Origin of the sequence: Streptomyces sp. NPDC053069 (assembly GCF_044546895.1) — a bacterium.
Classification (GTDB): domain Bacteria; phylum Actinomycetota; class Actinomycetes; order Streptomycetales; family Streptomycetaceae; genus Streptomyces.
In genome coordinates this window covers 127,940-143,238 of the sequence record NZ_JBITZN010000009.1, presented here as the reverse complement: position 1 = coordinate 143,238, position 15,299 = coordinate 127,940, and the positions used below count along the sequence as shown (strand labels likewise).

Here is a 15,299-nt window from a genome sequence, read left to right as displayed (position 1 = left end):
GCCGGTCGACCGCGAGGACGAGGAAGAGGGCAAGGACATGGGACGCCACCGACGCATCGCCGCCGGCCGCGCCGCCACGGGCCGCGCCACGGGGGGCATACGCACGGAGCGCTCCGGCGCCGGAAGCGGCGGTCCGGCTAACTCGTACGCGGGTGAGGCGCCCAGGGGCATCGCGCCGTATCTGAACCCGGAGGCCTACGCCGAGGCGACCGCCAAGGCGCACGCCTATCTGTTCGCGGCGGACGACGAGGGCGCGGCGCCGGCCGGCGCCGGCTTCACTCCGGGCGGCGACCCCTCTCACGACCACCGGCGCAGGAAGAAGGCCGGGAAGCCGGTGCGCGCGGGCCTGCTCGGGGTGTCCGCGGCCGTCGCCCTCGGTACGGCCGCGGTGGCCACGGGCGTGGTGCCGGGGCTGCAGAACTACAAGCTCGGCGGCGCCACGGACACCACGGGTGGTGAGCGGGTGCAGGCGGTGGCCACGCCGAGCAACACGGCCGCCGAGCAGGGTGGCACCTCGGGCAGCGCCGACAGCCGCGGGAGCGGGACCGGCACCGGCACCGGCACCGGCCGGAACACGGCGCGCCCGGAGTCCCCGAGCCCGTCCGTCTCCGCGTCGGCGTCGCAGTCGGTCTCGCCCACGCCCACCCCGTCGAGGACGGCGTCCGGCAGGCCGACGCCGGCACCCACGCCGTCGAAGCCGCACAGCACGAGCAGCCCCTCGCGTACGGCGTCCAGGACGCCCACCGCACCCAGGACACCCACGGCTCCGAGGACGCCCACCGCACCCGAGGCGCCCGCGGCGAGTTCCCCACCGGTGACGGTGTCGGCGCGGGCCGCCGCCGAGGCGGAGGTGCTCAGGCTGGTCAACCAGGAGCGGTCGAAGGCCGGATGCAGCCCGCTGGCGGCGAACTCCTCGCTGACCCGGCTGGCCGAGGCGTTCAGCGACGACATGGCGGCGCGGGACTTCTTCGACCACACCGATCCCAACGGCAAGACGCCCTGGGACCGGGCCGCGGCGGCCGGTATCACCGACCTCGGCGGCGAGAACATAGCCCGCGGCCAGGCCGACGCGGCGGCCGTGATGAACGCCTGGATGAACAGCCCCGGCCACCGCGCCAACATCCTGAACTGCGACTTCAAGACCCTGGGCGTCGGCGTCCACTTCGGCCCGGGCGGGCCTTGGTGGACGCAGGACTTCGGGTACTGAGACAACCGCAGGTCAGACGGCCAAGCACTCTCCTGGGCCGGGTCCGGGCCGTCAATCATGGGTTCGTCGTCGGCGAAGACACGATCCACGGCGGCCCGGGTCCGGGTCCCGCTCGACGGCATCAGGTGCGTGCAGGTCCGCAGCGTGAAGCCGGGGTCGTGGTGGCCCAGGCTGACCTCCGGGACGCCTGTGGCCGGCTGGGGCGGTCGGCTCCACGTGGAACGGTACACGTTCGCGAAGTTCCTGCTGTTCGCATGCGCGGGGATCGCCTCGGAGGGGCTCATGGTGGTCTTCTACAAGATCCACGCGTGATCGCTGGTGCCGGCGTGCCGTTCATGAGCCGCATGCTGCCTGGATCGATCGGATCCGGGGCCGTCGCTGGGCCGTCCGAGGACGCTCGACGGCAACCAACGCTGACAACCACCGACAGCCAAGTCGCAGGTCGCAGCGTTGGTCGATTGCACGGCCGCAGGTCAGAGACCCGGCCCTTCACTTCTTCGGCTACTGACGCCGTCGCGGTCCGCCGTCCGACGGGTCTCAGGCGGCGGCGCGTCCGCGGGCGAACAGCTGTGCCGTCTCGGTGATCCGGCGCCCCAGGTGTTCGGCCGTGGCGATGTCCGCCTTGTGGACGGCCTCGGGGCCCTCGTCGCTGTTGGTCTGGGCGGCGGCGCCGGCGAAGAAGCCGAGGCGGTTGAGGTCGTTCTCGGAGGCGGTGCTGGCGTTCCAGCCGGGCAGCAGGCCGAGGTTGACCCAGGTCATGCCGTGCTGGGCGGCGAGCGTCTGGAAGAACTGCAGGGTGTGCAGCTTGTCGCCGCTCTTCGAGGCCGAGTTCGTGAAGCCGGCGGCCAGCTTGTCCTGCCAGGCGCGGGTGTACCAGCGGTTCGAGGTGCCCTCGGCGAAGACGTGGAAGGCGCCGGAGGCGGTGCCCATGTAGGTGGGCGAGCCGAAGACGATCGCGTCGGAGCGGTCCAGCGTCTCCCACTGCTCGTCGGTGATCTCGTCGACCTTGATCAGATGCACCTCGGCGCCCGCGTCGGCGGCGCCCGCGCGGACGGCCTCGGCGAGGACGGCGGTGTGGCCGAAGCCGGAGTGGTAGGCGATGGAGACGACAGGGGTGGTCACAAGGGACTCCTCGAACGGTGGCTCGGATGGGCAGCTCAAGAGCAGTGACCCCAGGAAAGCACTTACTTTCAGTTAGTGCAACCTGGTGGTTAGCGCTGCGTGCGCGTACCCTGGCGCCATGACCGCCACCACCCAGGACCACGACGACCGGGCGTACGACGACCTGGCCTACAACGTCTTCGCCAAGGCCTGCCCCTCCCGCGGCACGCTGGAGCACGTCACGGGACGCTGGGGCGGGCTGACGCTCGGCGCGCTGTACGAGGGCTCGCTGCGCTTCAACGAGCTGCGCCGCCGCGTGGACGGGGTGAGCGAGAAGATGCTGTCCCAGACCCTGCACGCCCTGGAGCGCGACGGCCTGGTGCACCGCGAGGCACAGCCGACGAACCCGCCGCGCGTGGACTACGAACTGACTCCCCTGGGCCGCCAGGTGGCCGAGCGGCTGCTGGCGCTCATCCACTGTGTGGAGGGCGCCATGGACGACGTCCTCGCGGCCCGCGCGCGTTACGACGAGACGCGCGGCGCCCTCTGACACCTCGGGCAGAAGTAGCTGGACCGGTTCATCCACGGGCGGCGGCGGATCGGCGTACCGCAGCGCCTGCACGGCTCGCCCTCGCGGCCGTACGCGTCCAGGGACCGGTCGAAGTAGCCCGACTCGCCGTTGACGTTGACGTAGAGGCTGTCGAAGCTGGTGCCGCCGACGGACAGGGCCGCGTTCATCACGTCCCGGATGTGGCCGAGGAGGGCCGTGGTGACGGGGCGGGTGAAGTTCGCGGTCGGGCGCTCGTAGTGGATGCGGGCGCGCCACAGCGCCTCGTCCGCGTAGATGTTGCCGACCCCGCTGATCAGCGACTGGTCCAGCAGGGCCCGCTTGATGGTGGTCCGCTTGCGGCGCAGCGCCTGATGGAAGGCCTCGTCGTCGAACAGCGGATCGAGGGGGTCGCGGGCGATGTGTGCGATGACGTCGGGCAGGCCGTCGAGGGTGTTGTCGTGCAGCGACAGCCCGCCGAAGGTGCGCTGGTCGACGAAGCGGAGTTCGGTGCCGAGGGAGTCGGCGAACCGGATCCGGATGCGCAGGTGCTTCTCGTCCGGCGTCTCGTGCGGCTGCACCAGCAGCTGGCCGCTCATCCCGAGGTGGGCGAGGACGGACTGATTGGTCTCCTCCAGCGGCAGCCACAGGTACTTGCCGCGGCGGCTGGGGGTGCCGATGTGGTGGCCCTTGAGGCGGTGCGCGAAGTCGTCCGCGCCCGCGATGTGCCGGCGTACGGCACGCGGGTGCAGCACCTCGACCTCGGCGACGGTGCGGTGGGCGACCCAGCGCGCGAGGCCGCGCCGGACGACCTCGACCTCGGGCAACTCGGGCATGGAACCCCCCGTACGAAGCGGTGGACGAGCTGAGCGCCCGCCCCGCCGTGAGGGCGGGGCGGGCGCTCGGTACTGCCGCGGGTCAGGCGGGAGCGGACGACGACTCGTCGTCCTTGACGGCTTCCTTGGCCGCCTCGTCGGCCCGCTGGGCCTCCTTGGCCGCCTTGGCGCGCTCGTCCGCCGAGGCCTTGATGGCCCGCCAGGCGGACTCGGCGGCCTGCTGCTCCGCCTCCTTCTTGCTGCGGCCGGTGCCGGTGCCGTACGAGACGCCTCCGACGCGGGCGGCAGCAGTGAAGGTCTTCTCGTGGTCGGGGCCGGTCTCCGTGACCAGGTACTCGGGCACGCCGAGTCCTTCGGTCGCGGTCAGCTCCTGGAGGGAGGTCTTCCAGTCCAGGCCGGCACCGAGGTTCGAGGACTTCTCGATCAGCGGGTCGAAGAGCCGGTGCACCAGCTCGGACGCCGCATCGAGGCCCTGATCGAGATAGACCGCGCCGATCACCGCTTCCAGGGTGTCGGCGAGGATGGACGCCTTGTCCCGGCCGCCCGTGCCCTCTTCACCGCGGCCGAGCCGGATGAAGGAACCCAGGTCGAGGCCACGGCCGACCTCCGCCAGCGCACGAGAGTTGACCACCGCGGCCCGCAGCTTGGCCAGCTGGCCCTCGGGCAGGTCGGGGTGGGTGCGGTACAGCGTGTCCGTGACGACGAGACCGAGGACGGAGTCACCGAGGAACTCCAGCCGCTCGTTCGTCGGCAGACCGCCGTTCTCGTACGCGTAGGAACGGTGGGTCAGCGCGCGCACCAGAAGGGCGGACTCGACCTGGTAGCCGAGCCGCCCTTCCAGAAGCGTGTGGGACGAGGCCGTGTTGTCCGCCTTCTTCTTGGCGGGTGCGTCCGCCTTGGCGTCTTCCGCCTTCTTGGGACTGGACACAGTGCCTCTCACCAGCCCGCTCAGACTTCGAGGACCTGGCGCTTGTTGTAGGTGCCGCAAGACGGGCACGCGATGTGCTGCTGCTTGGGCTCGTGGCAGCGCTCGCACGCAACCAGGGTGGGGACCGCAGCCTTCCACTGCGACCGGCGGTGGCGCGTGTTGCTGCGCGACATCTTCCGCTTCGGAACAGCCACGGCTACTTCTCCTGCTTCTCGTCGGCGCGTGCTGACTGAGGCGCGCCGCCGCTCATCTCGTCCTTCTCGCCGTCTTCGAGTGAACCGGCGAGTCCCTGCAAAGCCGCCCAACGGATGTCGACGGCATCGTGGTGGTGGTCCGGGTCGTCCGCGAGCCGCGCTCCGCACTCGGAGCACAGGCCCGGGCAGTCTTCCTGGCACACCGGCTGCATCGGCAGTGCGAGCACCACCGAGTCACGCAGCAGAGGTTCGAGGTCGAAGAGTCCGTCCTCGAGGAAGAACCTGTCCTCGTCGTCCTCGGCGTCGTCGCCCGGTTCCGCGATCACACGGCCCCGGTCGTCGGCGTCAGGGTACGAGAACAGTTCCTGGAAGTCCGCTTCGAGCTCCAGCTCGACCGGCTCCAGACACCTTACGCACTCCCCCTCGGCCTGTGCACGGGCGGTGCCTGTGACGAGCACCCCTTCCATGACCGACTCGAGCCGGAGTTCGAGCTCCACCGGGGCGCCTTCCGGCACTCCGATGACTCCCTGGATGCCGAGATCGGCGGGAGCGTCGATCGTGCGGGTCAGGCGCTGCAGCGCGCCAGGACGCCGACCCAGCTCGTGTGTGTCGAACACGAGGGGGTTGCGGTGGTCGAGGCGGGCGTTGGAAGCCATTCCTGCTTTCGATCTTCAAACTCGGAGGGCCGCCGCCCGTCGGTGTTCCGGGCAGCGGAGATCGCGGACGTACACGCGACCGAAGAGCCAGGATACTGGAGCTTTCGCTCAGGGCCCAATCCGGTACGTCACTGCAGCCCGCGCCCCTGCTCGTACGCCCGCAGCTGCTCCGCGCTGATCATGCTGGTGTCGAAAAGGCTGGTCTCGTCCAGCGCGTAGCCCTGCTGCTGGTGCTGGTGGGGCTGCTGGGCCTGCTGGGGGTCGTAGGCGGCCTGCTGGGGGTCGTAGGAGCCCTGGTAGGCGTAGGGGTCGGCCTGCTGGTAGCCGTAGGGGTCCTGCCGGCCGTAGGCGGGCTGCTGCTGCGGGAATCCGCCGTAGGGGTCCGGCTGCTGCTGGTCGTACGAGTACGCCGGCTGCGGCTCGTACGACGGCTGCTGCGGCGGCTGGGCCGGCCGCTCCTGGCGCTCGGCGGCGGTGTCCTGGTCCGCGAGGGCGGCGAGGTCGGCGAGGTAGTCGGCGTCGCTGGAGTGCTGGAAGGTCGAGGTGTCGTCGGCGAGGGCGCCGAGGTCGTCCGTGGCGATCCGGCCGTGCAGCTTCTGCCGGCCGCGGCCGACGGCGTCCAGGGTCTTGGCGAGGACCGCCTCGAAGGCGCCCAGCTTGGCGTCGACGTACTGGTCGGCGTTGTGGCGCAGGGTCTCCGGGTCGTGGCTGCGCTCGGGCGCGTCCTCGTCCTCGTAGCCGTTCTCGTCCAGGCCGGGGCCGGTGCCGAGCAGCTTCTCGCGGCCGCGGCCGACCGAGCCGAGCGTCTTGGTGAGGACGACCTCGAAGTTGGCGAGCTTGGAGTCGACGTAGTCGTCGGCCTCGGCGCGGATCTCCTCGGCCTCCTTGCGGGCCTCGGCGAGGATCCGGTCGGCCTCGGCCTGGGAGCGGCGGGCGATCTCGGTGTCGGAGATCAGCGAGCCGCGCTCGGCGTGCGCGTTCTCGATGATCCGCTCGGCCTCCATGCGGGCCTGCTCGACCATCTGCTCACGGTCGCCGATCAGCTCCTGCGCCTGCGCGAGGGAGCCGGGCAGCGCCTGGCGCACCTCTTCGAGCATCGCGAGCAGCTCGGCGCGGTTGACCACGCACGACGCCGACATGGGCATGGACCGGGCGCCCGAGACCGCGGAGACGATCTCGTCGAGCTTCTTCTGCACGTCCACCTGTGCTCGCCACTCTCTACAGCCGGGTTGGAGACGGACGGGACGACTGTAGCCCCATCAGTCCTTGCGCAGACGCTTGTTCAAGGCCTCCAGGACCGGGGCGGGCACCAGGTGGGAGACGTCGCCGCCCCAGGCGGCGACCTCCTTGACCAGGGAGGAGGAGAGGAAGCTGTACGTGGGGTTGGTGGGCACGAACAGCGTTTCGACACCGGTGAGGCCGATGTTCATCTGGGCCATCTGCAGTTCGTAGTCGAAGTCGCTGACGGCGCGCAGGCCCTTGACGATGGCGGGGATGTCGCGCTGCTTGCAGAAGTCGACGAGGAGGCCGTGGAAGGCCTCGACCCGGACGTTCGCGTACTCGGCGGTGACCTCGCGGATCAGCTCGATCCGCTCCTCGATCTCGAACAGACCCTTCTTGGACTTGTTGATCATCACCGCGACGTACACCTCGTCGTACAGACGGGAGGCGCGGGCGATGATGTCGAGATGTCCGTTGGTGATCGGGTCGAACGACCCGGGACAGACGGCGCGGCGCACTTGTGATCCCTCGCTCTCCGGTCCGGTCATCGTGCGTCTTCGCACGTAGAGGCGGCGCGACCGTACCAAAACGTTCCCTCGCCGTAGCGACGGGACCGGATCGCCTCGAAGCCGTCCGGCCAGCGGAATTCGCCGCCTCTGGTGCTGCGCTCCACGGTGACGAGCGCTTGCTCAGCGAGCCAGCGTTCCGAGCGGAGTGTGAGCAGAATCTCGCGAAGATCGTCATCCGTGACGGCGTACGGGGGGTCGAGAAAGACCAGGTCGTACGGTGCCGCCGGGGCCGGCGACTTGATGATCTGTTCCGCTTTGCCCGTTCTGACCTCGGCGCCGGGAAGGCCCAGGTTCTTGACGTTCTCGCGGACGGTCCTGGCTGCGCGGGCGTCGGCCTCGACCAGGAGGGTGTGGCTCGCGCCCCGGGACAGGGCCTCCAGGCCTACGGCGCCTGAACCGGCGTAGAGGTCAAGGACCCGTTCGCCGTCGATCGGACCGCCGAGGAGGGACTGCCAAGTGGAGAAGAGACCTTCGCGGGCACGGTCCGACGTCGGCCGGGTTCCGGTGCCAGGGGGTACTGAGAGGCGCCGTCCGCCGGCCCGGCCGGCGATCACGCGGGTCATGTGGGGTCCTTCTTCGTGGGCGGCTTTACGTTCATTGTGGCTGGTCGCGCAGTTCCCCGCGCCCCTTCGGGGCGCTTCCGCCTCAGCCCTTTTCCAAGTACTGCTCCCTCTCCTCGTCCAAGAGGGCGTCCAGAGCCGTACGCAGACCCGGGAGCCGCTCCAGCTCCGGATCGGCCGCCACCACCGCCGTCGCCTCCTCCCTCGCCTCCGCGATGACCTCCTCGTCCTCGATGACCGCCAGGACGCGCAGGCTGGTGCGGGCGCCGGACTGTGCCTGGCCGAGGACGTCGCCCTCGCGGCGTTGTTCGAGGTCGATGCGGGAGAGTTCGAAGCCGTCGAGGGTGGAGGCGACGGCGTTCAGGCGCTGGCGGGCGGCGGCGGCCTCGGGCATCTCGGTGACCAGGAGGCACAGACCGGGGGCCGAGCCCCGGCCCACCCGGCCGCGCAGCTGGTGGAGCTGGGAGACGCCGAAGCGGTCGGCGTCCATGATGACCATCACCGTGGCGTTGGGGACGTTCACGCCGACCTCGATGACCGTGGTGGCGATCAGGACGTCGGTCTCGCCGGCCGCGAAGCGGCGCATCACCGCGTCCTTGTCGTCCGGGGGCATACGGCCGTGGAGGACCTCGACCTTCAGGCCCTGCAGGGGGCCGCGGCTCAGCTGGTCCGCCATGTCCAGGACGGCGAGCGGCGGGCGCTTGTCCGCCTCGTCCTCGGCGGACTTCTGCCTGGCCTTCCGGGGATCGGCCGCCTCGTCGGCGTCGTCGCCGATGCGGGGGCAGACGACGTACGCCTGGTGGCCGTTCGCCACCTCCTCGCGGACGCGTTCCCAGGCGCGGGCGAGGAAGTGGGGTTTGTCGGCGGCCGGGACCACATGGCTGGCGATCGGGGAGCGGCCGGCGGGGAGCTGGTCGAGGACGGAGGTCTCCAGGTCGCCGAAGACCGTCATGGCGACCGTGCGCGGGATCGGGGTGGCCGTCATCACCAGCAGATGCGGGGGCTGTTTGCCCTTGCCGCGCAGGGCGTCGCGCTGCTCGACGCCGAAGCGGTGCTGTTCGTCGACCACGACCAGGCCGAGGTCGTGGAACTGGATCCTGTCCTCGATCAGGGCGTGGGTGCCGATGACGACGCCGGCCTCGCCGGTGACCAGGTCCAGCAGGGCCTGGCGGCGGGCGGCCGCACCCATGGAGCCGGTGAGCAGGACGACCTTGGTGGCGTGCTCGGCGCCGCCCAGCATGCCGCCTTCGGCCAGCTCGCCCATCATCTCGGTGATCGAGCGGTGGTGCTGCTGGGCGAGGACCTCGGTGGGCGCGAGCATGGCGGCCTGACCGCCCGCGTCGACCACGGCGAGCATGGCGCGCAGGGCCACCAGGGTCTTCCCACTGCCGACCTCTCCCTGGAGCAGGCGGTGCATCGGGTGTTCCGTGGCGAGGTCGTCGAAGATCTCCTTGGAGACCTTCTGCTGGCCCTCGGTGAGGGTGAAGGGAAGGCGGTCGTCGAACGCCGTGAGGATGCCGTCCGGCTTGGGGGTGCGGGGGACGGCGGGGAGTTGGGCGTCCGCGTGGCGGCGGCGGGCCAGGGCGACCTGCAGGACGAAGGCCTCGTCCCACTTCAGGCGGGCGCGGGCGCCCGCGATGTCGGCCTTGGTGTGCGGACGGTGGATCTTGAGGAGCGCCTCGGGGAGCGGGAGCAGACCGCGGCCCTCACGCAGGGCGGGCGGCAGCGGGTCGAGGGCTTCCTGGGCGGCGGGCAGCACCGTCTGGATCGCCTTGCCGATCTTCCAGGACTCCAGTTTGGCCGTGGCCGGGTAGATGGGGATCAGGGCGCCGGCCCAGGTCTCGACCGTCTCCTCGCCGTCGCCGCGCAGCAATTCGTAGGCGGGATGGGCCAGTTGGAGGCGGCGGTTGAAGACCGAGACCTTGCCGGCGAACATCGCGCGGGTGCCCGGCAGCAGTTCCTTGTGGGGCTTGTGGACGCCGTTGCCGAAGAAGACCAGCTGGAGCCGGCCGCTGCCGTCGGTGATCGTGACCTCCAGGCGCTGGCCCTTGCCGCGGGGGGCCTTGGCGGAGGCGAAGCTGTGCAGCCGGGCGTCGGCGACCTGGGCGACCACCGTGACGTGCTCGTCCATGGGGAGGTCGGCGAGGTGGGTGAGCTGGCCGCGCTCCTCGTATCTGCGCGGGTAGTGGTGGAGGAGGTCGCCGACGGTGTGCAGGCCGAGGTGCTCGGCCATCACCTTCGCGGTGGCGGGGCCGAGCACTGACTTCAGTGGCTGCTTCAGTGGTTCTTCCAGTGCGGGCACGAGATCCATTGCACACCACGGCACTGACAATGCCGTATACGCTTCGGGAAAGTCCTGGTCACACGGTTCGTTCGGGCTCTAGGATGGCGCGCCCCGGCCATCCCTTCCGCGGTCACCGCCCCACCGGACCGCCCGACCCCGCGCCGTGCGAGTCCCCCGCCCGCGGCGCCGTGACGATGGACTCCCAGACTTCGCAGTCATCCCAGGCATCCCGGTCACCTGCACCTCAATCGCCTCATTTGTTCCAGGTCGACCTGCGCGGTCTGGTGGACCTGCTCTCGCATCACCTCTACTCCGGTCCCAAGGTCTATCTGCGCGAGCTGCTGCAGAACGCCGTGGACGCGGTCACCGCCCGGCGGGCGGTGCAGCCGGACGCGCCGGCACTGGTCCGGCTGCACGCGACGGACGGCACCCTGCGCGTGGAGGACAGCGGTATCGGGCTCACCGAGGCGGATGTGCACGACCTGCTGGCCACCATCGGGCGCAGCTCCAAGCGGGCCGAGGACCTGCAGGAGGCCCGCTCGGACTTCCTCGGCCGGTTCGGCATCGGCCTGCTCGCCTGCTTCCTGGTCGCCGAGCGGATCCGGGTGGTCAGCCGCAGCGCCCGTACGCCCGGCGCGCCGCCGGTGGAGTGGACGGCGAGCGACGACGGGTCGTACACCGTGCGCACGCTGCCCGGCCCGGCGCGTCCCGAGCCGGGCACGACGGTGTACCTGACCGCGCGGGGCGGGGCGGCCGAGTGGCTGTCGCCTCAGCGGGTCCTGAGGCTGGCCCGGGACTTCGGCTCGCTGCTGCCGTACGACGTGCGGGTGGGCGAGGAGCCGGTCACCGGTCTGCCCGCGCCCTGGGACCGGCCGTATCCGAGTCCCGCGGCGCGCCGGGGTGCGCTGGCCCGGCACTGCCGGGAGCTGTTCGGGTTCGCGCCGCTGGACTCGATCGACCTGGATGTGCCGCTGGCGGGGGTCCGCGGGGTGGCGTACGTGCTGCCGTCCGCGGTGAGCCCCGCGCAGCGGGCGAGCCACCGGGTGCATCTGAAGGGCATGCTGCTGACCGAGCGGGCCGAACAGGTGCTCCCCGACTGGGCGTTCTTCGTGCGCTGTGTGCTGGACACCGACAGCCTGCGGCCGACGGCCTCGCGCGAGTCGCTGTACGAGGACGAGATGCTGGCCGCCGTGCGGGAGGCGCTCGGCGAGAGGATCCGCTCGTGGCTCACCGGGCTCGCCGCCGGTGATCCGGAGCGGCTGGCGGCGTTCCTCGCCGTGCACCACCTGGGGGTGAAGTCCCTCGCCCGGCACGACCGCGGCATGCTGCGCACGATGCTGCCCTGGCTGCCGTTCGAGACGACCGACGGCCGGTTGTCCCTGGAGGAGTTCGCGCAGCGGCACCCGGTGGTGCACTTCACGCGGACCGTCGAGGAGTACCGGCAGGTCGCGCCGATCGCCTCCGCGCAGGGCGTCGGTGTGGTCAACGGGGGCTACACGTACGACAGCGAGCTGGTCGAGGCGCTGCCGTCGGTGCGGCCGGGGACGGTGGTCGCCGAGCTGGACGCGGACACCGTGACCGCCCATCTGGACGCGGTCGACCCGGGCGAGGAGCGGGCCCTGTCGGGCTTCTTGGCGGCGGCGCGGGCGAAGCTGGACCCGCTGGGCTGTGACGTGGTCCTCCGTGCCTTCCACCCGCTGTCGGTGCCCGCGCTGCACCTGGACGACCGGGCGGGCCGGCACGAGCAGGCGCGGGCGGCGGCCGAGGAACAGGCCGACGACCTGTGGGCGGGCATCCTCGGCTCGCTGCGCGGCAGCGCACCGCGCGGGCGTCTGGTGCTCAACCACCTCAACCCGCTGGTGCGCAGGATCGGTTCGCTCAAGGATCCGGAGCTGATCGGTACGGCGGCCGAGTCGCTGTACGGGCAGGCCCTGCTGAGGGCGCAGCGCCCACTGAGGCCCGCCGACTCGGCGCTGCTCAACCGGGCGTTCATCGATCTGCTGGCGTGGGCGACCCACGGGGAGGGTGAGGGCGATGAGTGAGATCACGGACTTCGACGCGCTGCGCCGGGCGATGGCGGAGAACTCCGAGCAGCAGGAGGGCCCGGCCCGCAACGCGCGCGCGGAGCAGCTGCTCGCCGAGGCCGAGCGGCTGGACGTCCCGCTCGCCGTGATCGAGGCGCTCGGACACCAGCTGCAGGTCTACAACTACAGCTCCGAGAAGGACAAGATGTTCGTCCCGTTCGCGCGGCTGCTGCGCATGTGGGACGAACGGCCCGAGGACTTCGACGCGTACGAGACGCACTCGCTGCACTGGGTCTTCAAGTGGATGTCGGCGGGCATGCTGGACCAACCGCACATCCCGCTCGCCTCGATCGAGCAGTGGCTGGGCGAGATGGAGCACCGCTACCGGCTCGCCGGGTACTCCGAACGGGCCGTGCGCCGTGCCGAGTTCAGCGTGGCCGCGCACATCGGGGACCTGGCGCGCGCGGAGCGGGCGTACGCGGCGTGGCTCGCCGCGGACCGCGACCGGATGGCCGACTGTCCCGCGTGCGAGCTGCGCGGGCAGGGGGTCTGGCAGGTCGAGCGGGGCCGCGACGCGGAGGCGCTCGGGCTGTGGCGGCCGGTGCTGGAGGGCGAGTTCGCGTGCGCGCACGAACCGCACACCGTGCTGGCCTCCTCACTGGCCCCGCTGCTGCGTCTGGGCCGCGTGGACGAGGCCCGCGCGCACCACCTGCGGGGCCTTCGCCTCGTACGCCCGATGGAGTCGATGCGCGGCGCGTACGCCGACCATGTGGAGTTCTGTGCGCTGACCGGCAACGAGGCGCGCGGTCTGGAGCTGCTCGCCGAACGGCCGGCGTACTTCACGGACACCGGGCATCCGCGCAGCCGGCTGGACTTCCTGGCGGTGGTGGCGCTGCTGATGGACCGGCTGGCCGAACTGGGGTCGGCCGGGCAGCGGGTGCCGGGGCCGGCCGGGCGGGCGTGGACCGCGGGGGAACTCGCCGCCCACGCGCGCGTGGAGGCGCTGGACCTGGCCGAGCGGTTCGACCGGCGCAACGGCACGTCGTACGTCGGCGACCGGACACGCGCGCGTATGGCCGGGCGGCCGCTGGTGGACCGCCTGCCGCTGGGCGTGCGCACGGTACTCCGGACGCCGGTGACCGTGGCGCTGCCCGAGGTCACAGAGACGCCCGGCCTGGGGACTCTGCTTGCCGAGGCCCGACGGCTGTCGGACACACTGCAGCCGCATGCCCTGGAGGCCTGGGCGGCGGTCGCGCGGGCCGCGGGCGACGCGGAGCTGGGGCCACGCGACCGCGCCGAGATCGCCGACCACGAGGCGATGGCCCGTGGTCCCGAGGGCATCGAGCTGTTCGCACGGGCGGCTGAGCTGTACGCGGAGGCGGGCGACCCCGGCGAGGCCCTGGCGGCACGCGCGCGTGGAGCGTACGTCCGCGCCCTGAGGGGCGAGGTGGACGCGGCAGTGCACACGGTCACCGCTCTGTACGACGAGGTACTCGCCCTGTACGCCACGGAGGACACCGGCCTGCGGCAGACGGCATCGGTGCTGATGAGCCGGGCCCGGATCCTGATGCGACGACTGCACGAGGGGACGGTGTACGAGACCCCGACGGGCGGGGGGACGGCACCAGGCGCCTGCGCGGCGGACGGGTCCGTGGGGGAAGGGACCGTTCCGGGTGAGCCGGGGACGGGCGGGCGGGACGCAGTCGGGGAAACCGATTGCGTCCGGCCGGGCGCCGGTGGGGCGGTGACCGGGGCGCCTGCGGACGAGGCGCTGCTGCCGGACGGGGCTGTGCCGGAAGCGTCCGCCTCGGGTGAGGGCGGGGCCGGGGCGGGTGGGGTCGGTCCGGAGGGTGCGGGGGTTCAGGGGGATGCCGGGGCGTGTGCCGAGCAGGCTGTGCGGGAGGTGCTCGCGCTGGTCGGGGGGCGGATCGGGGACGATGTGCGGCTGGCCGCTCGGGCCGCGGAGGCGCGGGCCATGCTCGCCGAGCTGGCCGGGCACGCCGGGGACGCCGAGCGGTCCGCGGAGCTGTTCCGGCGGGCCGCCGCCGACTACGTGGCCGCCGGGCTCCCGTGGTTCGCGGTCGAGTACGAGGTGCAGGTCGCCGCACTGGCCCACCAGGCCGGTGACCTCGCCGAGGCCGAGCGGGCGCTGCGGTCCGCCCTGGAGCACGGCGGGGACTGCGTGGAGCCGGTCGGCCGGGCCCAGCTGCATCTGCAGCTCGCCGAGGTGATCGGCGGGCGGGGTGAGACCGCCGCAGCCGCCGAGCACGCGCTGGAGGCCGCGCACTGGGCCGACGAGGCGGGCGAGAGCCGCACGCTGGGCGCCTGCGCGCGACAGCAGCTGGGCGGTCTCCTGCTCCGTCAGGGCCGTTGGGCGGAGGCCGCCGAGGTGCTGGAGTCGGCGCTGGCCGACCTGTCCGCCGAGACGCACGGCGACGGCGCCGTCGTACAGGCGCAGTGGTGGCTCGGTGACTGCCTGAGCGAGCTGGGCGACCACCGCGCGGCCGCGGAACGCCGGCTGCGGGCGGCCGAAATCGCCCGGCACTGGCCCGAGCAGCAGGACCACGCCACGCTCGCCCATCTCGCTGCCGAGTCCCTGAGCAACGCCGGTCTGACGGCGGAGGCGGACCAGGCCTATGCGCGCGCGGGCGACCTGTGGCGCGCGTTGGGCAATGCGCCCTTCCTCGTCCGGTCGCTGCGCGCCCGCGGCTGGCTGGCGCTGAGCGGCGAGGGCGGAGCGGAGGGCGCCCGCGCGCTGATGGCGGAGGCGGTGCGGGAGTGCGAGCGGGCGCTGGAGGCCGCTGCCGACCCGGTGTCCCTGGAACAGCTCACCGAGGAACTGGCCGGTACCCACCGCCAGTTCGGCGATCTGCTGGCCCGCTCGGCGTCCGAGGAGGCGGCGGACGGCACCATCCGGGCGGCGTTCGAGGCGGCGCTGGTCCAGATGGAGCGGGCGGCCTCGCTGTTCGGCACGCTGGGCACGGACGGACTGCACAGCCGTACCGGCGCCGAACTCGCCGCGGGCTGGCTGGAAGCCGACCTGGGCCGTCCCGCCGGGGCGGCGGCACGCGCACGTGCCGTACTCGCGGCCTACGAGGATGCCGACGACGAGGACGAGACCGTCCGCGCACGGCGGGCGGAGGCCGCCCAGATGCTCGACCCGGACGCGTGA

The 15,299-nt window shown here is 72.1% G+C and carries 13 protein-coding genes; 4 read left to right on the top strand and 9 right to left on the bottom strand.

Annotated features, from left to right (window positions below; all coding sequences use genetic code 11):
* Nucleotides 1-37: 37 nt before the first annotated feature.
* On the top strand, nt 38-1,207 hold the full coding sequence (locus ACIGXP_RS22350; protein ID WP_399770758.1) for a CAP domain-containing protein: 1,170 nt from the start codon (nt 38-40) through the stop codon (nt 1,205-1,207).
* Nucleotides 1,208-1,744: 537 nt separating this feature from the next.
* Here ACIGXP_RS22350 and ACIGXP_RS22345 read toward each other — a convergent pair.
* Complete coding sequence (locus ACIGXP_RS22345; protein WP_363215775.1) at nt 1,745-2,329, bottom strand: flavodoxin family protein; 585 nt, start codon at nt 2,327-2,329, stop codon at nt 1,745-1,747.
* A gap of 118 nt (nt 2,330-2,447) precedes the next feature.
* Here ACIGXP_RS22345 and ACIGXP_RS22340 point away from each other — a divergent pair, with 118 nt between their 5' ends.
* Complete coding sequence (locus tag ACIGXP_RS22340) at nt 2,448-2,858, top strand: winged helix-turn-helix transcriptional regulator (protein ID WP_399770756.1); 411 nt, start codon at nt 2,448-2,450, stop codon at nt 2,856-2,858.
* Here ACIGXP_RS22340 and mutM read toward each other — a convergent pair.
* From mutM to recG, 8 genes are all read right to left on the bottom strand, one after another.
* Complete coding sequence (gene mutM, locus ACIGXP_RS22335) at nt 2,831-3,691, bottom strand: bifunctional DNA-formamidopyrimidine glycosylase/DNA-(apurinic or apyrimidinic site) lyase (protein ID WP_363215772.1); 861 nt, start codon at nt 3,689-3,691, stop codon at nt 2,831-2,833. The genes ACIGXP_RS22340 and mutM overlap by 28 nt on opposite strands.
* An 82-nt stretch (nt 3,692-3,773) precedes the next feature.
* On the bottom strand, nt 3,774-4,631 hold the full coding sequence (gene rnc / locus ACIGXP_RS22330; protein ID WP_363215771.1) for a ribonuclease III: 858 nt from the start codon (nt 4,629-4,631) through the stop codon (nt 3,774-3,776).
* Between the two features lie 8 nt (nt 4,632-4,639).
* Nucleotides 4,640-4,813, bottom strand: coding sequence for a 50S ribosomal protein L32 (gene rpmF / locus ACIGXP_RS22325; protein ID WP_003951102.1), 174 nt, complete (start codon nt 4,811-4,813; stop codon nt 4,640-4,642).
* 2 nt (nt 4,814-4,815) lie between these two features.
* Complete coding sequence (locus ACIGXP_RS22320) at nt 4,816-5,469, bottom strand: YceD family protein (protein ID WP_363215769.1); 654 nt, start codon at nt 5,467-5,469, stop codon at nt 4,816-4,818.
* Between the two features lie 128 nt (nt 5,470-5,597).
* Nucleotides 5,598-6,671: a cell division initiation protein gene (locus ACIGXP_RS22315; RefSeq protein WP_399770753.1), complete on the bottom strand. Its 1,074-nt coding sequence runs from the start codon at nt 6,669-6,671 to the stop codon at nt 5,598-5,600.
* 57 nt (nt 6,672-6,728) lie between these two features.
* A complete protein-coding gene (coaD, locus tag ACIGXP_RS22310) occupies nt 6,729-7,208 on the bottom strand; it encodes a pantetheine-phosphate adenylyltransferase (RefSeq protein ID WP_067041222.1) in 480 nt (159 codons plus the stop codon).
* A 26-nt stretch (nt 7,209-7,234) separates the two neighbouring features.
* Nucleotides 7,235-7,822: a 16S rRNA (guanine(966)-N(2))-methyltransferase RsmD gene (rsmD, locus tag ACIGXP_RS22305; protein ID WP_363215767.1), complete on the bottom strand. Its 588-nt coding sequence runs from the start codon at nt 7,820-7,822 to the stop codon at nt 7,235-7,237.
* Nucleotides 7,823-7,904: 82 nt separating this feature from the next.
* Entirely contained in the window at nt 7,905-10,130 is a 2,226-nt protein-coding gene (gene recG / locus ACIGXP_RS22300; protein ID WP_399770750.1) for an ATP-dependent DNA helicase RecG, read from the bottom strand.
* A gap of 167 nt (nt 10,131-10,297) precedes the next feature.
* On the opposite strand from recG, the gene ACIGXP_RS22295 reads away from it, so the two are divergent.
* Complete coding sequence (locus ACIGXP_RS22295; RefSeq protein WP_399770747.1) at nt 10,298-12,145, top strand: HSP90 family protein; 1,848 nt, start codon at nt 10,298-10,300, stop codon at nt 12,143-12,145.
* Nucleotides 12,138-15,299, top strand: a complete 3,162-nt coding sequence (locus ACIGXP_RS22290) for a tetratricopeptide repeat protein (protein WP_399770745.1) — start codon at nt 12,138-12,140, stop codon at nt 15,297-15,299. The genes ACIGXP_RS22295 and ACIGXP_RS22290 overlap by 8 nt, the downstream gene beginning before the upstream one ends.